16 protein-coding genes and 2 tRNA genes are annotated in these 19062 nt (G+C 52.3%); 7 read left to right on the top strand and 11 right to left on the bottom strand.

The window, feature by feature from the left end; all coding sequences use genetic code 11:
* Positions 1–49 precede the first annotated feature (49 nt).
* The gene (oppA, locus tag B3041_RS08025; RefSeq protein WP_065649186.1) at positions 50–1690 is read right to left on the bottom strand and encodes an oligopeptide ABC transporter substrate-binding protein OppA; all 1641 of its coding nucleotides are present in this window, start codon (positions 1688–1690) and stop codon (positions 50–52) included.
* Positions 1691–2473: 783 nt separating this feature from the next.
* On the bottom strand, positions 2474–3121 hold the full coding sequence (locus B3041_RS08020) for a YchE family NAAT transporter (RefSeq protein ID WP_065649185.1): 648 nt from the start codon (positions 3119–3121) through the stop codon (positions 2474–2476).
* Positions 3122–3509: 388 nt separating this feature from the next.
* On the opposite strand from B3041_RS08020, the gene adhE reads away from it, so the two are divergent.
* Positions 3510–6188: a bifunctional acetaldehyde-CoA/alcohol dehydrogenase gene (gene adhE, locus B3041_RS08015; protein WP_065649184.1), complete on the top strand. Its 2679-nt coding sequence runs from the start codon at positions 3510–3512 to the stop codon at positions 6186–6188.
* A gap of 51 nt (positions 6189–6239) precedes the next feature.
* Here the strand turns inward: adhE and tdk are convergent, their stop codons facing one another.
* Entirely contained in the window at positions 6240–6860 is a 621-nt protein-coding gene (tdk, locus tag B3041_RS08010) for a thymidine kinase (protein ID WP_065649183.1), read from the bottom strand.
* 372 nt (positions 6861–7232) lie between these two features.
* On the opposite strand from tdk, the gene hns reads away from it, so the two are divergent.
* Positions 7233–7637, top strand: a complete 405-nt coding sequence (gene hns / locus B3041_RS08005; protein ID WP_065649182.1) for a histone-like nucleoid-structuring protein H-NS — start codon at positions 7233–7235, stop codon at positions 7635–7637.
* Between the two features lie 96 nt (positions 7638–7733).
* Here the strand turns inward: hns and B3041_RS08000 are convergent, their stop codons facing one another.
* The 5 genes from B3041_RS08000 to rssA form a co-directional block, all read right to left on the bottom strand.
* Complete coding sequence (locus tag B3041_RS08000) at positions 7734–8741, bottom strand: NAD-dependent epimerase (RefSeq protein ID WP_065649181.1); 1008 nt, start codon at positions 8739–8741, stop codon at positions 7734–7736.
* A gap of 14 nt (positions 8742–8755) precedes the next feature.
* Positions 8756–10096 carry a UDP-glucose dehydrogenase family protein gene (locus B3041_RS07995; protein WP_065649180.1) on the bottom strand — a complete coding sequence of 447 codons (1341 nt, stop codon included), beginning with the start codon at positions 10094–10096 and terminating at the stop codon, positions 8756–8758.
* A 23-nt stretch (positions 10097–10119) separates the two neighbouring features.
* Positions 10120–11028 carry a UTP--glucose-1-phosphate uridylyltransferase GalU gene (galU, locus tag B3041_RS07990; RefSeq protein WP_039384664.1) on the bottom strand — a complete coding sequence of 303 codons (909 nt, stop codon included), beginning with the start codon at positions 11026–11028 and terminating at the stop codon, positions 10120–10122.
* 193 nt (positions 11029–11221) lie between these two features.
* Entirely contained in the window at positions 11222–12238 is a 1017-nt protein-coding gene (gene rssB / locus B3041_RS07985) for a two-component system response regulator RssB (protein ID WP_065649179.1), read from the bottom strand.
* Positions 12239–12339: 101 nt separating this feature from the next.
* Positions 12340–13239 (bottom strand): patatin-like phospholipase RssA, encoded by a 900-nt coding sequence (rssA, locus tag B3041_RS07980; RefSeq protein ID WP_065649178.1) that lies wholly within the window; start codon positions 13237–13239, stop codon positions 12340–12342.
* A 95-nt stretch (positions 13240–13334) separates the two neighbouring features.
* On the opposite strand from rssA, the gene B3041_RS07975 reads away from it, so the two are divergent.
* The 5 genes from B3041_RS07975 (at position 13335) to xthA (ending at position 16014) form a co-directional block, all read left to right on the top strand.
* Positions 13335–13790, top strand: coding sequence for a YchJ family protein (locus B3041_RS07975; protein WP_065649177.1), 456 nt, complete (start codon positions 13335–13337; stop codon positions 13788–13790).
* A 56-nt stretch (positions 13791–13846) separates the two neighbouring features.
* On the top strand, positions 13847–14695 hold the full coding sequence (gene purU, locus B3041_RS07970) for a formyltetrahydrofolate deformylase (protein WP_065649176.1): 849 nt from the start codon (positions 13847–13849) through the stop codon (positions 14693–14695).
* Between the two features lie 157 nt (positions 14696–14852).
* Positions 14853–14937: transfer RNA gene (locus tag B3041_RS07965), tRNA-Tyr, on the top strand.
* A 43-nt stretch (positions 14938–14980) separates the two neighbouring features.
* Positions 14981–15065 (top strand) — tRNA-Tyr (locus tag B3041_RS07960).
* A 142-nt stretch (positions 15066–15207) separates the two neighbouring features.
* Positions 15208–16014 (top strand): exodeoxyribonuclease III, encoded by an 807-nt coding sequence (gene xthA / locus B3041_RS07955; protein WP_065649175.1) that lies wholly within the window; start codon positions 15208–15210, stop codon positions 16012–16014.
* Positions 16015–16047: 33 nt separating this feature from the next.
* On the opposite strand, the gene B3041_RS07950 is transcribed toward xthA, so the two are convergent.
* From B3041_RS07950 to B3041_RS07940, 3 genes are all read right to left on the bottom strand, one after another.
* Positions 16048–16347 (bottom strand): YnjH family protein, encoded by a 300-nt coding sequence (locus B3041_RS07950; protein ID WP_292971214.1) that lies wholly within the window; start codon positions 16345–16347, stop codon positions 16048–16050.
* Positions 16344–18263 carry a DNA topoisomerase III gene (locus tag B3041_RS07945; protein ID WP_292971211.1) on the bottom strand — a complete coding sequence of 640 codons (1920 nt, stop codon included), beginning with the start codon at positions 18261–18263 and terminating at the stop codon, positions 16344–16346. The genes B3041_RS07950 and B3041_RS07945 overlap by 4 nt, the downstream gene beginning before the upstream one ends.
* 146 nt (positions 18264–18409) lie before the next feature.
* Positions 18410–18961, bottom strand: a complete 552-nt coding sequence (locus B3041_RS07940) for an NAD(P)H nitroreductase (protein ID WP_065649172.1) — start codon at positions 18959–18961, stop codon at positions 18410–18412.
* Positions 18962–19062 lie beyond the last annotated feature (101 nt).

The following is a 19062-nucleotide window of genomic DNA, read 5'->3' as shown; positions in this document are numbered from 1 at the left end:
TCAAAAAAGCGGCGCCGCAGCACCGCCACTGTCGATAGCCTGTGTGCTATTAGTGCTTGATGATGTACAGGTTCTTATCCAGCGTTTTATCCAGCGGATCGTTACCGGTATAGCCGCCTACATAAGGCTTAACCAGACGGGCGTTAACATAGTAATAGACCGGCACAATGGCGCTGTCTTTATCCAGAATCTGCTCTGCCTGCTGGTAATCAGCCACGCGTGCTTTTTCATCGGCAGCTTTGACGGCGTCATGGATCACTTTGTCAAAATCAGCGCTCTTATAGTGCGCGGTATTACTGCTGCTGTCTGACAGCATGGTGTTCAGGAAGGAAGTCGGTTCGTTATAGTCTGCACACCAGGCCGCACGTGAAACGTCGTAGTTGCCCTGATGACGGGTATCGAGGAAGGTTTTCCACTCCTGATTCTCCAGCTTAATATTAACGCCGAGATTCTTTTTCCAGATTGAAGAAGCCGCGATAGCCAGCTTTTTATGCAGGTCTGAGGTGTTGTACAGCAGATTAAACGTCAGCGGCTTATCTGCGGTGTAGCCTGCTTCCGCCAGCAGTTTTTTAGCTTCTTCATTACGCTTGTTCTGATCCCATTTAAACCAGTCCGGCGGCAGCAGTTCCATGCCATCGGTTGCCGGCGGTGTATAGCTATAGGCGGGCAGCTGGCCCTGTGCCAGTACCTTATTCACCATGATGTCGCGATCCAGACCCAGCTTCAGCGCGGTACGTACGCGGGCATCGGTAAAAGGTGCTTTCTGGTTATTGATTTCATAGTAATAGGTGCAGAGATAGGGTTTTACCATCAGCTCTTTGCCGTTATCGCGCTGCAGCTTTTTGAACAGCTCAATCGGCATGTTGTTATAGGTGATATCGCTGCCATTTTCAGAAAAATAGCGGTTCACATCGCTGACTTCCGAGTTGATTGGCAGGAAAGTGACTTTGTTGAGTACGGTATGTTCGTTATCCCAGTATTGCGGATTACGTACCAGCGTGACGCGCTCGTTAATAACGTGCGCCTCCAGTTTAAATGCGCCGTTACCCACCCAGTTCTGCGGCTGTGTCCACTGATCGCCCGACTTCTCAATGGCAGGCTTATAGACCGGTGACATCACAGCATTAATCAGCAGTTTATAAAAATAAGGCACCGGCTGGCTCAGTGTAACTTCCAGCGTATGATCATCCAGCGCTTTTACGCCCAGTTCAGAGGTCGGTTTTTTACCGGCAATAATCTCATCAACGTTAGCTATGTGGCCATACTGCGGATAGCTGGCGTAAGGTGATGCCGTTTTCGGATCCACCAGGCGCTGCCAGCTATAGACGAAATCCTGTGCAGTGACCGGCTCACCGTTAGACCATTTAGCATTTTTACGCAGGTGGAAAGTCCAGACTTTAAAATCTTTGTTTTCCCAGCTCTCCGCCACGCCCGGAACCGGTTTGCCGCTGGCATCGCTGACGATGAGGCCTTCATAGAGATCGCGGGCAATATTGTCTTCCGGAACACCCTCAATTTTATGCGGATCGAGCGACTGCACTTCGTCACCGTTACCGCGTACCAGCTCCTGTTTAGCGGCAAGCTCAACGCCAGCCGGTACCGTTGCAGCCAGCGCGGCATTCCCTGCCAGAGAGGAAATTGCCGCCAGAACGCCGGCAGCAATCAGATTTTTTTTCGTGATGTTGTTCATTGTTATGCTCCAGTTTTATTATTGTCGTCAGTGCGCTATATCGCCTGACTTATCCCGTTAACCGGGCGATCGTCGTCTCTGTCGGACGCAGACCCCTGCACCCTTCCGGGTTACCTCGATAAGCCGCCAGCGGGCGCAGATGTCTGCTGGCGACTCACACAATATTTTTGATAGTGAATAAGTACAGCGCCCGGCTCCTGAAATTTTCTACCGGTATAACTGCGGCCCGCGGCTTCACCAGCGTGTTAATAAGCAAAAAGCGTACACATCTGCTGAAAGAGCGATAAAAATCCAGAGAGTGCCAGAAATTATCAGAAGCTATCCCATTGCGCCAAAGCCAATGCAGAAAAATGTTAACCATTTCTCTTTTATCACGTCCGGGATAACGTTGAAAGCGTTAATTTTTACCGCTAAATATTAGTTAAGAAACTGAAAAATAAGAAAATAAATGCATTTCTGGCGATTATGCACTCACTTATTAAATATCAACACGCTTCTAAGCAAATATAGGGTGTTTTTACTTCAGGGCGGGATATTCAGCGACTCTCTGCCAGATCAGGCACAGCTAATCACATTAAAAAACCATTTAGCAGCAGGTAAACCTGTGACAATTATCACAATAAAAAGCGGACATTACGCGGAAGGAGGGAGAGAAGTAGCGAAAGTGATAAAAAATACCGTAAAAGTAGAATGGCAAATAATTTCACCAAAAGAGTGCACCCGCACCACGTGATGCACCCTTTTGGTTCATAAAGATCTTTTTTGGCTAAAATCAAGTCTGAATTAATTTAGTAAACCCGGAAAAATAGCTTTAATACCGGTAACGACAAATTCAATACCCAATGCCATCAATAATAAGCCCATAATACGGGTAATAACGTTAATGCCGGTCTGACCTAATACCCGCACCATTAATGGCGCCGCTCTGAACAACAGCCAGCAGCAAAAGGCGAATACTGCAATAGCCACCGTAAAACCCAGCAAATTAAGCCAGCTATGATAGCGTGAGCTCCAGACTATCGTGGAACTGATCGCGCCCGGTCCTGCCATAAGTGGCAGCGCCAGCGGCACTACACCAATACTTTCACGAATAGCCGTTTCTGATTTTTCCTGCTTGTTTTGCTTATCTTCGCCCAGCTTGCCGCTGATCATAGACATGGCAATGGTGACAACCAGTATGCCGCCTGCAATACGGAATGAGTCGATTGAAATACCAAAAAGATGCAGGATGCCATCCCCAAGAAACAGTGACGTCCAGAGAATAATAGCGACTGCAAGGTTAGCTGTAAGGTTGGTTTTATTGCGTTCAGCCGCCGCCTGATAGCTGGTCATGCTGATGAAAACCGGAATAATGCCTACCGGATTCACCAGCGCAAACAGGCCAACAAAAAATTTTATGTAGCCGGAGAGATCGAGTAGCACGGGGGTCACAACAGGCTCCTGAAAAAGTCAAAAAAACGCGCTTAATGTAGTGCATATGTCTGCTGAAAAACAGCCGTAATGGCAGAAATATCTGCTATATGTCCGCTACAGCTATGGCATAAAAATCTGTCTGTGTCTGATTAGGCCTGCAGAACGGCAGCGTCTAAAAAACGCTACCTTTAGTGGTAAACGATCTAGCTGGCCACTATTCCCCTGCAGCATCCCTTGATCTGCATCATGATTATGCCCTTCCAGCAGCGCTACGCTGGGGGCAGTAAATTATTCACGTCAGACCTTTTTACTAAACAGCCAGGCCAGCCACAGTCAAACCTTAGCTGATTTCTTTCTCTGCGCTGGCCTGTTTACTAAAAAAGTTTAACTTCCTCAGGAGAGTATTATGGCCGTAACCAATGTTGCCGAACTCAATGCACTGGTTGAACGCGTAAAACGCGCGCAGCGTGAATTTGCCAGTTTTAATCAGGAACAGGTTGATGCAATCTTTCGCGCCGCGGCGCTGGCGGCGGCAGATGCCCGCATTCCGCTAGCCAAAATGGCGGTAGCGGAATCGGGCATGGGTATCGTTGAAGATAAAGTAATCAAAAATCATTTTGCTTCAGAATATATCTACAACGCTTACAAGGATGAGAAAACCTGTGGCGTGCTGGCAAGCGATGACACCTTTGGCACCATTACCATTGCCGAACCCATTGGCCTTATCTGCGGTATAGTCCCTACTACCAACCCAACCTCCACCGCTATTTTCAAGGCGCTTATCAGCCTGAAAACCCGTAACGGCATTATCTTTTCTCCGCATCCGCGCGCAAAAGATGCCACCAATAAAGCCGCCGATATTGTGCTGCAGGCGGCTGTCGCGGCAGGTGCCCCCCGGGATATTATCGGCTGGATCGACGCGCCTTCGGTCGAGCTTTCTAACCAGCTGATGCATCATCCGGATATTAATCTGATTCTGGCGACAGGCGGCCCGGGGATGGTTAAAGCGGCTTACAGCTCGGGTAAACCGGCTATCGGCGTTGGCGCTGGCAATACGCCGGTGGTCATTGACGAAACGGCCGATATTAAACGGGCGGTCGCCTCAATTTTGATGTCGAAAACGTTTGATAACGGCGTTATTTGTGCCTCTGAACAGTCGGTCATTATTGTTGATGCGGTCTATGACGCGGTCCGTGAACGCTTTGCCAGCCACGGCGGCTATCTGCTGCAGGGTCATGAACTGAGTGCAGTACAGAGCATCCTGCTGAAAAATGGCGCGCTGAACGCGGCAATTGTGGGACAGCCCGCCTGCAACATTGCTGCGCTTGCCGGCATCAGCGTCCCGCAGAGTACCAAAATTTTAATCGGTGAGGTTTCAGCCGTTGATGAATCGGAACCTTTTGCGCATGAAAAGCTCTCACCAACGCTGGCGATGTATCGTGCAAAAGATTTTACGGATGCGGTAGAAAAAGCTGAGAAACTGGTCGCTATGGGCGGCATTGGCCATACCTCCTGCCTCTACACCGATCAGGATAATGAGTCCGGGCGGATCCACTATTTTGGCGACAAGATGAAGACCGCCCGCATTTTGATCAACACCCCGGCCTCGCAGGGCGGCATCGGCGACCTGTATAACTTTAAACTGGCGCCTTCTCTGACGCTGGGCTGCGGCTCCTGGGGAGGCAACTCTATCTCTGAAAACGTCGGCCCCAAACATCTGATCAATAAAAAAACTGTGGCTAAGCGAGCAGAAAATATGTTGTGGCATAAGTTACCGAAGTCTATTTACTTTCGCCGCGGCTCCCTTCCGATTGCGCTGGAAGAGGTGGCGGCTGAGGGTGCTAAACGTGCGTTTATCGTTACCGATCGCTTTTTGTTTAATAACGGCTATGCCGATCAGGTTACACGGGTGCTGAAGTCACAGGGTATCGAAACTGAGATATTCTTTGAGGTGGAAGCTGACCCGACCCTGAGCATTGTCCGCAAGGGCGCCGAGCAGATGCACAGTTTCCGGCCCGACGTGATTATTGCGCTGGGCGGCGGCTCGCCGATGGATGCGGCAAAAATCATGTGGGTGATGTATGAGCATCCGGAAACACATTTTGAAGAGCTGGCGCTGCGTTTCATGGATATCCGCAAGCGTATTTATACCTTCCCGAAAATGGGCGTGAAAGCCCGCATGGTCGCCATTACCACAACGTCAGGCACGGGTTCAGAAGTTACACCTTTTGCCGTTGTCACCGATGACGCCACCGGGCAAAAATATCCGCTGGCAGATTACGCATTAACGCCGGATATGGCCATTGTGGATGCCAACCTGGTGATGGATATGCCGCGCTCGCTCTGCGCCTTTGGCGGCCTTGATGCAGTGACGCATGCGCTGGAGGCCTATGTCTCAGTGCTTGCCAATGAGTATTCCGATGGACAGGCGCTGCAGGCACTGAAACTGCTCAAAGAGAACCTGCCCGCCAGCTATCGCGATGGTGCTAAAAACCCGGTCGCACGTGAACGGGTTCATAACGCAGCCACTATCGCCGGCATCGCTTTTGCCAACGCTTTCCTTGGGGTATGCCACTCTATGGCCCATAAGCTTGGCTCAGAGTTCCATATCCCGCACGGGCTGGCAAACGCCCTGCTTATTGGTAACGTCATTCGCTATAACGCCAATGATAACCCGACGAAACAGACAGCCTTTAGTCAGTATGACAGGCCGCAGGCGCGGCGCCGCTATGGGGAGATTGCTGACCACCTCGGCCTGACTCAGCCCGGTGACCGTACGGCGCAAAAAATTGAAAAACTGCTTGCATGGCTGGATGAAATGAAAGTGCAACTCGGTATTCCTGCCTCTATTCGCGAAGCGGGTGTGCAGGAAGCAGACTTTCTGGCGAAGGTTGATAAGCTGGCTGAAGATGCTTTTGACGATCAGTGCACCGGTGCCAACCCACGCTATCCATTAATTGCTGAGCTAAAACAGATTATGCTGGATACGTTCTACGGACGTGATTATTCAGAAACGGACGTGCCTTCTGCAGAAATCTGTGAACTCCAGCCTGCCGCGCGGGAAAAAAAAGTAAAGAAAGCGTAACCTGCTGAAAATAAAAAACCCGCTGCGGCGGGTTTTTTTATGGCTGGCCAATTAAAGCGGCGGCGGATTAGCACCATATATGGCGTCGCGCGTGCCCAGATTAATCGCCTGCTTGTAATGTTTCCGGCATACAGATATATAACGCTCGTTACCACCAATTACGACCTGCTCCCCTTCGCTAAACGGTCTGCCCTCCCCGTCAAGGCGCAGCACCATACTGGCTTTACGGCCGCAGTGGCAAATTGTTTTAAGCTCCACCAGTTTATCGGCCCAGGCAAGAAGGTACTGGCTGCCGGTGAACAGCTCACCGCGGAAGTCAGTGCGCAGGCCGTAGCAGAGAACCGGAATATCAAGATTGTCTGCGACATCAGAGAGCGCATAAACCTGCTCACGCGTCAGGAACTGGCTTTCATCCACCAGCACGCAGTGTACGGGCTGGCGCGCATGTTCTTCTGCTATCGCCTCCGCCAGTTCTGTTTTGTCATTATACAGACAGGCGGGCGAAGAGAGCCCGATTCGTGAGCTGACCACGCCGGCACCAAATCTATCGTCTATCTCTGCGGTATAGACCAGGGTACGCATGCCGCGCTCCTGATAGTTATAAGAAGATTGCAGCAGTGCGGTAGATTTTCCCGCATTCATCGCCGAGTAATAGAAATAGAGTTGAGCCACTTACCAGTCTCTCCAGGGATACTAAATTCAGGGTGCAGCAGTTTAACACAAATGTATTGTCGCAGAGCACCTCACAACGTGCAGGGTTTACCGCAGCAGAAAGCCAGGCTGCTGCTGCTGAAAATCAATGCCGGCGCGCTGCGGTTAAAACACTAATAGCGGTTAAATTAATTCAGTAAAATGGAATAGCTATCACGCAGCGTGACATATCGTGGATAATTTATGCAGCTCAGCTATGAATAATTAACTCTGCTGAAATAACCAAACAATAAATAAATGTCATCACTCAGGCTTCTCTATTGCAGTTATATATTCCCGACACTATTATGGAACGGCTTAACCACTCCTTTTTTATATTCTGAGATAAGAACAATGAGCGAAGCACTTAAAATCCTTAATAATATCCGTACATTGCGTGCTCAGGCTCGCGAATGCTCTCTGGAAACACTGGAAGAGATGCTGGAAAAACTTGACGTAGTGGTTAATGAGCGTCGTGAAGAAGAGAGTCATGCTCAGGCTGAGAATGCGGAACGCAGCCGCAAACTGGAACAGTATCGTGAAATGTTGCTGGCTGACGGTATCGATCCTAATGAACTGCTGAACGCGTTATCAGAAAATAAAACGGTAACCAAAGCACGTCGTGCTGCTCGTCCCGCTAAGTACAGCTATGTGGATGAAAATGGTGAAAACCGCACATGGACCGGTCAGGGACGCACGCCTGCTGTCATTAAAAAAGCGATTGAAGAGGGTAAACAGCTGGACGATTTCCTGCTGTAAATCCGGCGTGCTTCGTTTTTACTGCCTGCACTTTTACTGCAGTATCCGTTTCGCCAGGTAAAAAAAAGGAAGCCCGCGGCTTCCTTTTTTACGGGCTTATTTCTGATAAAAATCGCGATACCAGTCGACAAACTGCTGGACGCCCTGCTCTACGCTGGTCTGAGGCCGGAAATTAATAGCGTCATAGAGAGGCTGCGTATCTGCGCTGGTGCCCAGAACATCGCCAGGCTGCATAGGCAGCATGTTTTTCTGCGCCTCAATGCCCAGCGCTTTTTCAAGCGACTCAATATAGGTCATCAGGCGCGTGGGCTGACTGTTGCCAATATTATATACCCGATAAGGCGCAGAGCTGCTGGCGGGTGAACCTTGCTCTACGCTCCATGCGCTGTCAGGCTGCGGCACAACCGCCTGCAGGCGAACAATGGCCTCTGCGATATCGTCTATATAGGTAAAGTCGCGCGTCATCTCACCGCGGTTGTAAACGTCGATCGCCTCACCTGCCAGCATGGCACGGGTGAATTTAAACAGCGCCATATCGGGCCGGCCCCATGGACCATAAACCGTAAAGAAACGCAGTCCGGTCGTCGGCAGCTGATAAAGGTGCGAGTAAGTATGCGACATCAGTTCGTTGGCTTTTTTAGTGGCCGCATAGAGAGAAACCGGATGATCAACGGTGTCATCGGTGGAGAACGGCATTTTGCGATTCAGCCCGTAAACAGAGCTTGAGGATGCATACAGAAGGTGGCCAATCTTATGATGACGGCAGCCTTCCAGAATATTCAGATGACCGATAAGGTTGGCATCTGCATAAGCGTGCGGGTTATCAATAGAGTAACGCACACCCGCCTGTGCGGCCAGATGGATAACACGCTCAAACGCGTGCTGTTCAAACAGAGAAGAAATGGCCTGGCGGTCGGCCAGGTCCATTTTAATAAAAGTAAATGCGGGATGCGGTAAAATCTGATCGAGGCGAGCCTGTTTCAGGCTGACATCATAATAGTCATTCAGGTTATCGATACCGACAACCTGGTGACCGGCAGCGAGCAAACGCTGGCTTACGTGAAAACCGATAAATCCTGCTGCGCCGGTAACCAGAAAATTCATACATCCCTCATTTATTACGCAATTTGAATAGACGCTCCGCGGCCGATTGCATAATAAACGAAACCGCGTTTGCTGATACGCTCTGGATCATACAGGTTACGGCCATCAAAAATCACGGGTTGTTTTAGCGCATTTTTAATTACGTCAAAATCAGGTGCCCGGAAATTCTGCCACTCGGTACAGATAACCAGACCATCAGCGCCCTGCAGCGCCGCTTCTTTAGTCCCGGTGAGTTTCAGATCGTCACGATGACCATAAATGCGCTGCGCTTCTTCCATCGCTTCCGGATCGTAAGCCTGAACCGACGCGCCCGCTTCCCATAACGCTTCCATCAGCACACGGCTGGAGGCTTCACGCATATCGTCGGTGTTTGGCTTAAACGCCAGACCCCACAGTGCAAACGTTTTACCACGCAGATCGTTACCAAAATGGCGCTTGATAAAGGCAGGTAGCTTGTTTTTCTGCGCGTCATTGACCTCTTCCACCGCCTGCAGCAGGCGCGGCTGGTAGCCAATAGACTCTGCTGTACGGATCAGCGCCTGCACATCTTTCGGGAAGCAGGAACCGCCGTAGCCGCAGCCAGGATAGATAAAGTGATAGCCGATACGGGAATCAGAACCGATACCCTGACGGACTTTCTCCACGTCGGCACCCAGCAGCTCAGCAAGATTAGAAATCTCGTTCATAAAGCTGATTTTGGTCGCCAGCATGCAGTTTGCCGCATATTTTGTCAGCTCTGCACTGCGGATATCCATCAGGATCATACGATCGTGGTTACGGTTGAACGGCTCATAGAGCTCGCGCAGCAGTTCCACGACATCATCATTATCAGTACCGACGACAATACGCTCTGGTCGCATGCAGTCATTAACTGCCGCACCCTCTTTGAGGAATTCCGGATTGGAAACCACATCAAAAGCAACGCTGGCACCACGCTGTTTCAGCGTATCCTGCATCACACTGCGTACGCGATCGGCCGTGCCAACCGGCACCGTTGATTTATCGATAACGACTTTGTGATCGTTCATGTGTTCTGCAATGGTACGCGCTACCGCGGTCACATATTTCAGATCGGCAGAACCATCTTCGTCAGGCGGTGTACCAACAGCAATAAATTGCATCACACCGTGATTGACGCCCTCTTTGGCGTCAGTACTGAATTTCAGGCGGCCCGATTCATAATTGGACATCACCAGCGGTGTCAGACCCGGTTCGAAAATCGGGATCACACCTTTTTTCAGGTTTTCGACTTTGTTTGCGTCGACATCAATGCAGAGAACGTCATGTCCGACTTCGGCCAACACCGCAGCCTGAACCAGACCGACATAGCCGATACCAAATACAGTGACTTTCATTAAATTATCCTGTGCTTAATGAATTACTTTTTATTGCCTACCGCGTTGTCCAGCCACTGTGCAAAATCTTTGCCCAGCACCGGGTGACGTACGCCGTACTCAACAAAAGCCTGCATGTAACCCAGCTTGTTACCACAGTCATGGCTCACGCCAGTCAGGTGATAGGCTTCTACAGTCTCTTTTTCCATCAGCATAGCGATAGAGTCGGTCAGCTGAACTTCGCCGCCTGCGCCCGGAGGGGTTTTTGCCAGCAGAGGCCAGATGTCAGCAGAGAGAACATAACGACCCACTACCGCGAGGTTAGAAGGCGCTTCATTCGCTTTTGGCTTCTCAACCACACCCACCATAGGTGCACTCTGGCCCGCGCTCAGCTCGGCACCTTTGCAGTCAACCACACCGTATGCCGTCACGTCTGCAACTGGCTCAACCATGATCTGGCTGTGACCGGTTTCTTCAAAACGCGCCAGCATCTCTGCCAGGTTGTCTTTGGTCGGGTTTGACTCATATTCGTCGATGATAACGTCTGGCAGAATGACCGCTACCGGCTCATCGCCTACCAGCGGATGTGCACACATCACCGCATGGCCCAGGCCTTTAGCGATACCCTGACGCACCTGCATAATGGTAACGTGTGGCGGGCAGATAGACTGGATTTCATCCAGCAGCTGACGCTTGACACGCTTCTCCAGCATGGCTTCCAGTTCAAAACTGGTATCAAAGTGGTTTTCGATTGAGTTTTTAGAAGAGTGCGTAACCAGCACAATTTCATTAATGCCCGCGGCAATACACTCATTTACGACATACTGGATCAACGGCTTATCGACCAGCGGTAACATCTCTTTTGGAATAGCTTTGGTCGCTGGCAGCATACGCGTACCTAAACCTGCAACCGGGATTACCGCTTTTTTTACTTTTGACTTATAGGCAGACATCAAATACCTCTCTTAATAGGCCGCTCAAGTTAATACTTGATATGTCGGTTTAAAAAACGAAATGAGTATATCAGTTAGTATCAGGCGGAATTATCCTGGATAAACTTAATCCATGGAATTTAAGACTTTTACCCAAATGTAAAGGATAGGTCTGGCGCTGTTGCTTAACTGATTTAACCCGCTGTTTAACTGCTTATTCTTCGCTCGATAACATCAGACGAAGCCTGCCTCCGGCGCCCCAGACATGGCATTGCCAGGCATCAGTATGCTGTGAAATTTGATTGAGATGGGTGCCCCCCATCGTTCCCAGCGGCACACCGCTGTTTAACTGCAGCTGGTTGTTTTCCAGATGCAGCGTTGCATTAAGACCTGCTGATACCAGAATCAATTTACGCAATTCGCGATGGTAATACCCCACTAAAAGCGGAAATTGCCCGGTCAGGTTTGCCTGACGCAGCAGCATATTCACCTGACGCAGCAGGCCGTTGAGTTCCGGCAACCGATGATGCTGTCCGGATAGCTGCTCCTGCAGCAAACCGTTGAACAGAGCCCGCAGCAGCAGAGCAGCCAGCACGCCGTTATCGCCTGCCCGGGTTACATCGAGGCAGTAAAAAGCGAGATCTTTATCAGAAAGCGCAGCGATATCGAGCACCAGTCCTGGCTGTTCCGCCATGGTCAACTGTCGGTAATTGATGCGGCAGTGCGCAATAGTTTGCTGAACCGGCGGTTGCAGCTGTTTCAGCAATTTTGCCGCGGCGATTGGATCGCGTGCCAGCGCATCCCAGTCCTGAAACAGCTGCTCATCCTCCTCCACTTTGGAGGTGAACATTGAGGGATAAAGACACTCAAAAACGGCTTCACGGAAGCGTTCGATATTTTTCAGCGGTTTTAATAACACGTCCTGCACGCCAAGCCGCAAAACATGCGCGATATCCGCCATGTTCTGGGTGGCTGATATCACCAGAACAGGCACCGTATTACCGTGACTGCGCAGATGCTCAACAAAAGGAATGCCGCCCATCCGGGGCATTTCCAGATCGCAAATCACCAGATCGGCGTGGTGCGCCGACAGAATGTCGAGGCCTTCCAGCCCATCACCTGCCTCCAGGGCTGTTGCCCCCAGGCTGATTAGTACATTTTCCAGCAATGAACGGAAAACGACCTCATCTTCGACAATGAGTATCTTTTTGCCGAGTAGTGGTTTTTCCATTCTCTCCCCCTGCGTACCAGATATTGCAATAGTGGTTCATAAAATGCAGTTGCGCCTTTAATTATTGTCATCAGCGACAACCCCCCTGAATGAACAACTGACTATCTGCTACGGACCAGCGGTAATAGTTCATCCATTTTTTTCTCTACGGCCGCCTTACCGGCAGCCATAGCCTCTTCAGCACGATGAAAATCCAGCGTTGAAATCTGCGGACAAAACGGCTGAATCAGCACATCCGGCGGATCGCCCGCCATGCGGTTACGTTTAAGCCGGTTTTCCAGCACCTGAATTGACGTCGACATGATCTCCATTGCGCCGGGCGTCTGTGCCGCACGATGGCGTGTAAACCCCATCAGACGCTGACGCAATTTTTTGCCCCACGAAAGCGCCTCTGCCACATCGTCACCGTTTTCCGGCGTCACTGACAGCAGATCCTGCTGCATCAGATGCGCATCATGCTGAAGATCGACTGCAATAACAATGTCTGCGCCGAGCGCCCGGGTCAGAGAGATGGGTACCGGATTCACCACAGCACCATCTACCAGCCAGTATCCATTGTAGCCAACGGGTGGTAATAAGCCTGGCATACTACAGGAAGCGCGCACGGCCTGATGCAGATCGCCTTCAGTCAGCCAGAGTTCACGTCCGGTGCTCAGGTTTGTGGCAACCACGCCAAAAGGTTTCAAACCGCCTTCAATCTGGTCATGTGGAATAAGCTGACGAATGTGGCTGAAAACGCGATCGCCGCGTAACAATCCTCCGCGCTGCCAGGAAAGATCCATCAGGCGGATCACGTCCCAGTAGCGAAACGCGCTGACCCACTTTTCCATTTTTGCCAGGTGACCATTGGTGTAGGCCGCCCCCACCAGCGCACCTACTGAACAGCCGGCTACTACATCAATTTCGATACCGGCATGCTCCAGTGCATTGATGACGCCAATATGCGCCCAGCCTTTTGCTGCGCCCGATCCCAGAGCCAGTCCAATTTTGACCTTTCTCATCTTACCTCTGATGCTGCTGGTACGTAGCATCATGCCACGCAGTCGGCTACCATAGCGCACGCTTATGATAACGTTAACCACTCTCAGGAGATGATGTGTCCGAAAAGTGCCCCTGCTGCAGCGGAAAGCAGTATAGCTTATGTTGTCAGCCCTTTTTAAACGGCGATGCCATTCCACTCAGTGCTGAACAGCTGATGCGCTCCCGCTATACCGCCTACGCCACAGGTAATGCAGTTTATCTGACAGATACCTGGCACGCCAGCCAGCGCAGTGCCGATCTGACGGCGCGTTTATCTGAAAGTTTTGCCGGTACCACCTGGCTCGGACTAAATGTAACCTGTTGTAATCATGGCATCCATGAGAACGAAGCCTTTGTGACCTTTTTTGCGCGCTACCGCGAAAAAGCGCACGAGTCAGCGATCAGCGAGCGTTCACGCTTTCTTCGGGAGGAGGGTCGCTGGTACTATGTCGATGGAACAGTGCCGGCAATCGGGCGTAACGATCGCTGCCCCTGCGGCTCTGGCAAAAAATACAAAAAATGTTGTGGCTGATACCCGCTCCGCCGCAATGGTAATACCCTTATCGCTTTGACAGGACCTTGATTGAGATGCAAGCGCAAACACTGCAACGAAAAGTTTTACGGACCATTTGCCCTGATGCCAAAGGTCTGATCGCCAAGATCACCAACATTTGCTACAAGCATGAACTCAACATTGTGCAAAACAATGAGTTTGTTGATCACCGTACCGGCCGCTTTTTCATGCGTACCGAGCTGGAAGGCATTTTTAACGACAATACGCTGCTGGCCGATCTGGATAGCGCCCTGCCTGCCGGATCCGTACGTGAGCTGCACACTGCCGGTCGCCGCCGCGTTGTTATTCTGGTCACAAAAGAGGCGCACTGCCTGGGTGACCTGCTGATGAAAAGCGCGTTTGGCGGTCTGGATATGGAGATTGCGGCGGTGATCGGAAATCACGATACGCTGCGCTCGCTGGTAGAACGCTTTGATATTCCTTTTGTGCTGGTCAGCCATGAAGGCAAGACGCGCGAAGAGCACGACAACCGCATGGCGGAAGAGATCGACCGCTATCAGCCTGATTACGTCGTGCTGGCAAAATATATGCGCGTGCTGACGCCCGCCTTTGTCCAGCGCTACCCTAACCAGATCATCAATATTCATCACTCGTTCCTGCCCGCTTTTATCGGCGCACGTCCGTATCATCAGGCGTATGAACGCGGCGTTAAAATTATTGGCGCAACGGCGCACTATGTGAATGACAACCTGGATGAAGGCCCGATCATCATGCAGGATGTCATCAACGTGGATCACAGCTATACCGCAGAAGAGATGATGCGCGCCGGACGCGATGTGGAAAAAAATGTGCTGAGTCGCGCGCTCTATAAAGTGCTCGGTCAGCGCGTGTTTGTTTATGGAAACCGTACGATCATTCTTTAAGCGCGACGTTTGCGTGCCAGCGCGCTGAATTGTCTAACTCTTCAGCGCTGCGCATAAAAAACGGGCAAACAGGTTTTATTTTTACATCCAGTGCTTTACAGGCGGAACGCATTTGGTATGATGCGCCCCGCCTTCAGGCACAAAGATTCAGGCAAGTGGCGGGATTCCCGAGCGGCCAAAGGGAGCAGACTGTAAATCTGCCGTCATCGACTTCGAAGGTTCGAATCCTTCTCCCGCCACCATCTGAATCACTCTGCAGTGCCTGAATCTGAGCTTTATATCCCAGGCGGGATTCCCGAGCGGCCAAAGGGAGCAGACTGTAAATCTGCCGTCATCGACTTCGAAGGTTCGAATCCTTCTCCCGCCACCATCCTCTGTTCTGTACGCTCTTCCCCTGATAGCCTTACCCTGCCCTTTTCTGTTACTCCACTGCCAGCTTTCGTTCGGGCATGACTTTTTGCCTGAAAATCGTTACCATCGCGCCGCATACAGGTTATTAAAATGGCAGCGATATGAAATTTGTTTCATTTAACATCAACGGGTTGCGTGCACGCCCTCATCAGCTGGCCGCGCTGGTGGAACAGCATCAGCCTGACGTAATCGGCCTGCAGGAAACCAAGGTTCATGATGAGATGTTCCCGCTTGAAGCGGTCAGCCAGCTCGGCTATCACGTCAACTATCATGGACAAAAAGGGCACTACGGCGTAGCGCTACTGACCAAAACCGCGCCGGTACGGGTCATGCGCGGTTTTCCGGGCGATGACGATGACGCCCAGCGGCGGCTGATTATGGCCGAGGTGCCGGGTCCGTCAGGTAACATCACGGTTATCAACGGCTATTTTCCGCAGGGCGAAAGCCGTGACCATCCGCTTAAATTCCCGGCCAAAGAGAAGTTTTACCGCGATCTGCAGAACTATCTGGTGCAGCACACCGCCGCTGACAAGCCGGTGCTGATCATGGGTGACATGAATATCAGCGCCACCGACCTGGATATCGGGATCGGTGAAGAGAGCCGCAAACGCTGGTTGCGTACCGGAAAATGCTCGTTTCTGCCGGAAGAACGTGAGTGGATGGATCGGCTGCTGCAGTGGGGACTGGTGGATACCTGGCGCGCCAGAAATCCGACGACCCACGATCGGTTTTCCTGGTTTGACTACCGCTCGCGCGGATTTGATGATAACCGCGGGCTGCGCATCGATCTGCTGCTGGCCAGCCAGCCGCTGGCTGCACGCTGCGTCGATGCCGGTATCGATTATGCCATCCGCGGCATGGAGAAGCCGTCTGACCATGCGCCCGTCTGGGCAACGTTCGAACTGTAAACGCTGAGCGTGGCGCCCGGGCGCCACGCTTACCTATTTAATGATTTTCCAGAGCAGCGGATTGGTGCCCAGTACCTTTTCATCCCGTGAGCACTGCAGCAGTACCCCTTCGGCCTTGACCACTGCGCCTTCTGAATAGCTGCGATTTTCATAAATGCAGCACTGAAGGCAGCTGTTCTGCTGACGATTCTGGCCCTGCGTCCAGACCTCTGCCGGCATATCCACCACCACATCAGTATTACCCGTACGTGCCGGCTCCGGCATCCGGTTTGCCAGCGCTGCACTGCTGCAAACCAGCAGCGCCAGCACCGTTACCGTTGTATACCTGCTCATTGCGTCTCCTTTGGTTTTCGCCGCTGTTTTTTTGCTTTACTGCGCGCCGGCGAGGCGGCGGCCAGCCCTTTAAATGCCTGCAAAGAAGGCCGTTGCCGCGCCTCTCCAATCAGCGTGGTCAGCGTGGATACCAGCGGCTGCATAAACTCATCATAGCGGCAGCTTTTTTCGCTGATACGCGTCAGGGTTGACTCCCACTGCGCCGTCATATCCGGACGCGCCGCCATCTCGGGCAGCGCGTGGATCAGGGCTCTGCCCGCCTCTGTTGAGTGGATATAGCGACCTTTTTTCACCAGGAAAGTCCGGCGAAAAAGCAGCTCGATAATGCCGGCCCGCGTGGCCTCCGTCCCTAAACCATCGGTCGCGCGCAGCACTTTCTTTAATTCTTTATCCTGCACAAAGCGCGCAATGCCCGTCATGGCGGATAAGAGCGTGGCATCAGTGAACGGCCGTGGCGGCTGGGTCTGCTTTTCCAGTAGCTCACCGCGCTCGCACAGCAGCGTATCGCCTTTACTGACTACAGGCAGCGGCGTGCCGTCATTTTCCTCATCGCGCTCCTTGTTCCCGAGCAGCGCCCGCCATCCCGCTTCCGCCAGGAAACGTGCTTTTGCCACAAATTTGCCACCCCCGATTTCCAGATCGATAACGCATTTGCGGAATTGCGCATCCGGGCAGAACTGCATCAGATACTGCCGGGCAATCAGCGCATAGATTCGGGCTTCGTTATCGCTCAGTGCCACTTTGCTGGTACGCGCGGTAGGAATGATGGCATGGTGTGCATCAACCTTTTTATCGTCCCAGCAGCGGTTTTTCTGTTCCGCATTGAAGTCAGCAGGCGGCGTCAGATCGGGCTGGTGGACAGCGATCGCTTTCAGTACGGCATGACGACCGGCATAGTGCTCATCGGGTAAATAGCGGCTATCCGAACGCGGATAGGTAATAAGCTTATGCGTCTCATAGAGGCGCTGGCAGCAGTCCAGCACGCTCTGTGCGCTGAGCCCGTAACGTTTTGCTGCCTCAATCTGGAGGCTGGAGAGCGAAAACGGCAGCGGCGCGGTTTCCGATTCACGCCTGTCGTTATAGCCGGTAACCTGTGCGGGCTGCCCCTGGATACGTGCCAGCACGTGCTCTGCCAGCGGCCGGTGCAGGACACGCCCCTCTTCATCCTGCCAGGGTTCGCAGGCGTCGCTCGGCACCCAGCTGGCAACAAAGCGCTCCTCCTTCGGCGTAACGATATGCGCTTTCACTTCAAAATAGTCTTTGGGTACAAAGTGCTCAATTTCTTCATCCCGTCTGACTACCAGCCCGAGCACCGGCGTCTGCACACGCCCTACCGATAAGACGCCATCATAGCCGGCATTGCGTCCAAGCAGGGTCCAGGCGCGCGTCATGTTGATGCCATACAGCCAGTCAGCACGTGAACGCGCCAGCGCTGAGACGCAGAGCGGGATAAATTCGCGGTTTTCCCGCAGCCGGCTGACTGCACGTTCAACGGCCGCCGGATTAAGATCGTTGATCAGGCAGCGCTGTACCCGCTGGCGCTTCCCGGCCGGCAGCTGCAGATAATCCAGCACCTCATCCACCAGCAGCTGACCTTCACGATCCGGATCGCCGGCGTGCACAATTTCGCTGGCCTGCTGCAGTAATCCTTCTATAGCCTTTAGCTGTTTTGCTACCGAGGGACGCGGCTGCAGACGCCACTTTTCAGGAATAATAGGCAGATCGGCCAGATTCCAGCGGGCATAGCGGCTGTCGTAGCTGTCAGGCTGCGCCTGCTCCAGTAAATGCCCGACGCACCATGTCACAACCTGATCGTTGCCGCAGGCGATATAGCCCTCTCCGCGGCGATGCGGCTTTGGCAGCACCTCTGCGATGGCGCGCGCCAGACTCGGTTTTTCAGCAATAAATAAACGCATGGAAGGCGCAAATCCTTTCTTTCAGCTTTAACGGAAATGATGACGCGATGGTAGCCTGGCGGCTTGCTGCAGGTAAGCTTTCTCTGCACGGATGCGGCGTTTTTGCGCATGACGCCTGCAATTCTGTCAAATTGCAGGCGGAAGAATCAAAACCAGGAGACAAATTCTGCAGTATCCGGTGCGACCACCGTGGTGCTGGCTTTAAGCTGCGGCGTGCCGAGATAGAGAAACCCCACAATCGCATCTTTTTCCTTGCAGTTAAAAGCCGCCCGCACGTGAGGGTGATCGGTCCATGGGCCACTGCGCCAGATGCCGTTATACCCTTGCGCCAGCGCGGCCATCTGCATCGCCATGACGGCACAGCCAGCAGAGACAACCTGCTCCCACTGTGGCACTTTTTCAGAGGGTTTGTAGTCGGCAATCACGGTTATCACCATCGGGGCACGAAACGGCGCTGCCGCCGCTTTCGCAATGGCTTTTTCTTCCAGCGCGCTATCACGGGCAGCCTGCTCCAGTACGCGGCTTAGCCGATCCCGCCCCTCATTCTCTGCAATGACGAAACGCCACGGGCGCAGCGTACCGTGATCGGGTGCCCGCATACCGGCATGCAGAATATTCTGCAACACCTCTCCTGCCGGAGCGGGTTCAGTCAGCCGTGAAGCTGAGCGGCGATTGGTCAATAACTCCAGTGCATCCATAAGGGTTCTCCTGTGCCTTCTGATGATGTGCTAATCCTGGCACAGCGCGATCTTTTGTAACAGTCTGGTGCGAATTCCTGCTGACTTTTCAGCCGCTGCTC

The sequence above is a fragment of the Pantoea sp. UBA4549 genome, assembly GCF_002387285.1.
Classification (GTDB): domain Bacteria; phylum Pseudomonadota; class Gammaproteobacteria; order Enterobacterales; family Enterobacteriaceae; genus Pantoea; species Pantoea borealis.
Note: the sequence above shows the minus strand (reverse complement) of the source record. Positions and strands in the feature narration are given on the sequence as shown.

Bases quoted from the DNA above. Each gene is read 5' to 3' on its own strand.
- oppA (WP_065649186.1), bottom strand. From the start codon at position 1,690: ATGAACAACATCACGAAAAAAAATCTGATTGCTGCCGGCGTTCTGGCG.
- adhE (WP_065649184.1), top strand. From the start codon at position 3,510: ATGGCCGTAACCAATGTTGCCGAACTCAATGCACTGGTTGAACGCGTA.
- hns (WP_065649182.1), top strand. From the start codon at position 7,233: ATGAGCGAAGCACTTAAAATCCTTAATAATATCCGTACATTGCGTGCT.
- B3041_RS08000 (WP_065649181.1), bottom strand. From the start codon at position 8,741: ATGAATTTTCTGGTTACCGGCGCAGCAGGATTTATCGGTTTTCACGTA.
- B3041_RS07995 (WP_065649180.1), bottom strand. From the start codon at position 10,096: ATGAAAGTCACTGTATTTGGTATCGGCTATGTCGGTCTGGTTCAGGCT.
- galU (WP_039384664.1), bottom strand. From the start codon at position 11,028: ATGTCTGCCTATAAGTCAAAAGTAAAAAAAGCGGTAATCCCGGTTGCA.
- rssB (WP_065649179.1), bottom strand. From the start codon at position 12,238: ATGGAAAAACCACTACTCGGCAAAAAGATACTCATTGTCGAAGATGAG.
- rssA (WP_065649178.1), bottom strand. From the start codon at position 13,239: ATGAGAAAGGTCAAAATTGGACTGGCTCTGGGATCGGGCGCAGCAAAA.
- purU (WP_065649176.1), top strand. From the start codon at position 13,847: ATGCAAGCGCAAACACTGCAACGAAAAGTTTTACGGACCATTTGCCCT.
- xthA (WP_065649175.1), top strand. From the start codon at position 15,208: ATGAAATTTGTTTCATTTAACATCAACGGGTTGCGTGCACGCCCTCAT.
- B3041_RS07950 (WP_292971214.1), bottom strand. From the start codon at position 16,347: ATGAGCAGGTATACAACGGTAACGGTGCTGGCGCTGCTGGTTTGCAGC.
- B3041_RS07945 (WP_292971211.1), bottom strand. From the start codon at position 18,263: ATGCGTTTATTTATTGCTGAAAAACCGAGTCTGGCGCGCGCCATCGCA.
- B3041_RS07940 (WP_065649172.1), bottom strand. From the start codon at position 18,961: ATGGATGCACTGGAGTTATTGACCAATCGCCGCTCAGCTTCACGGCTG.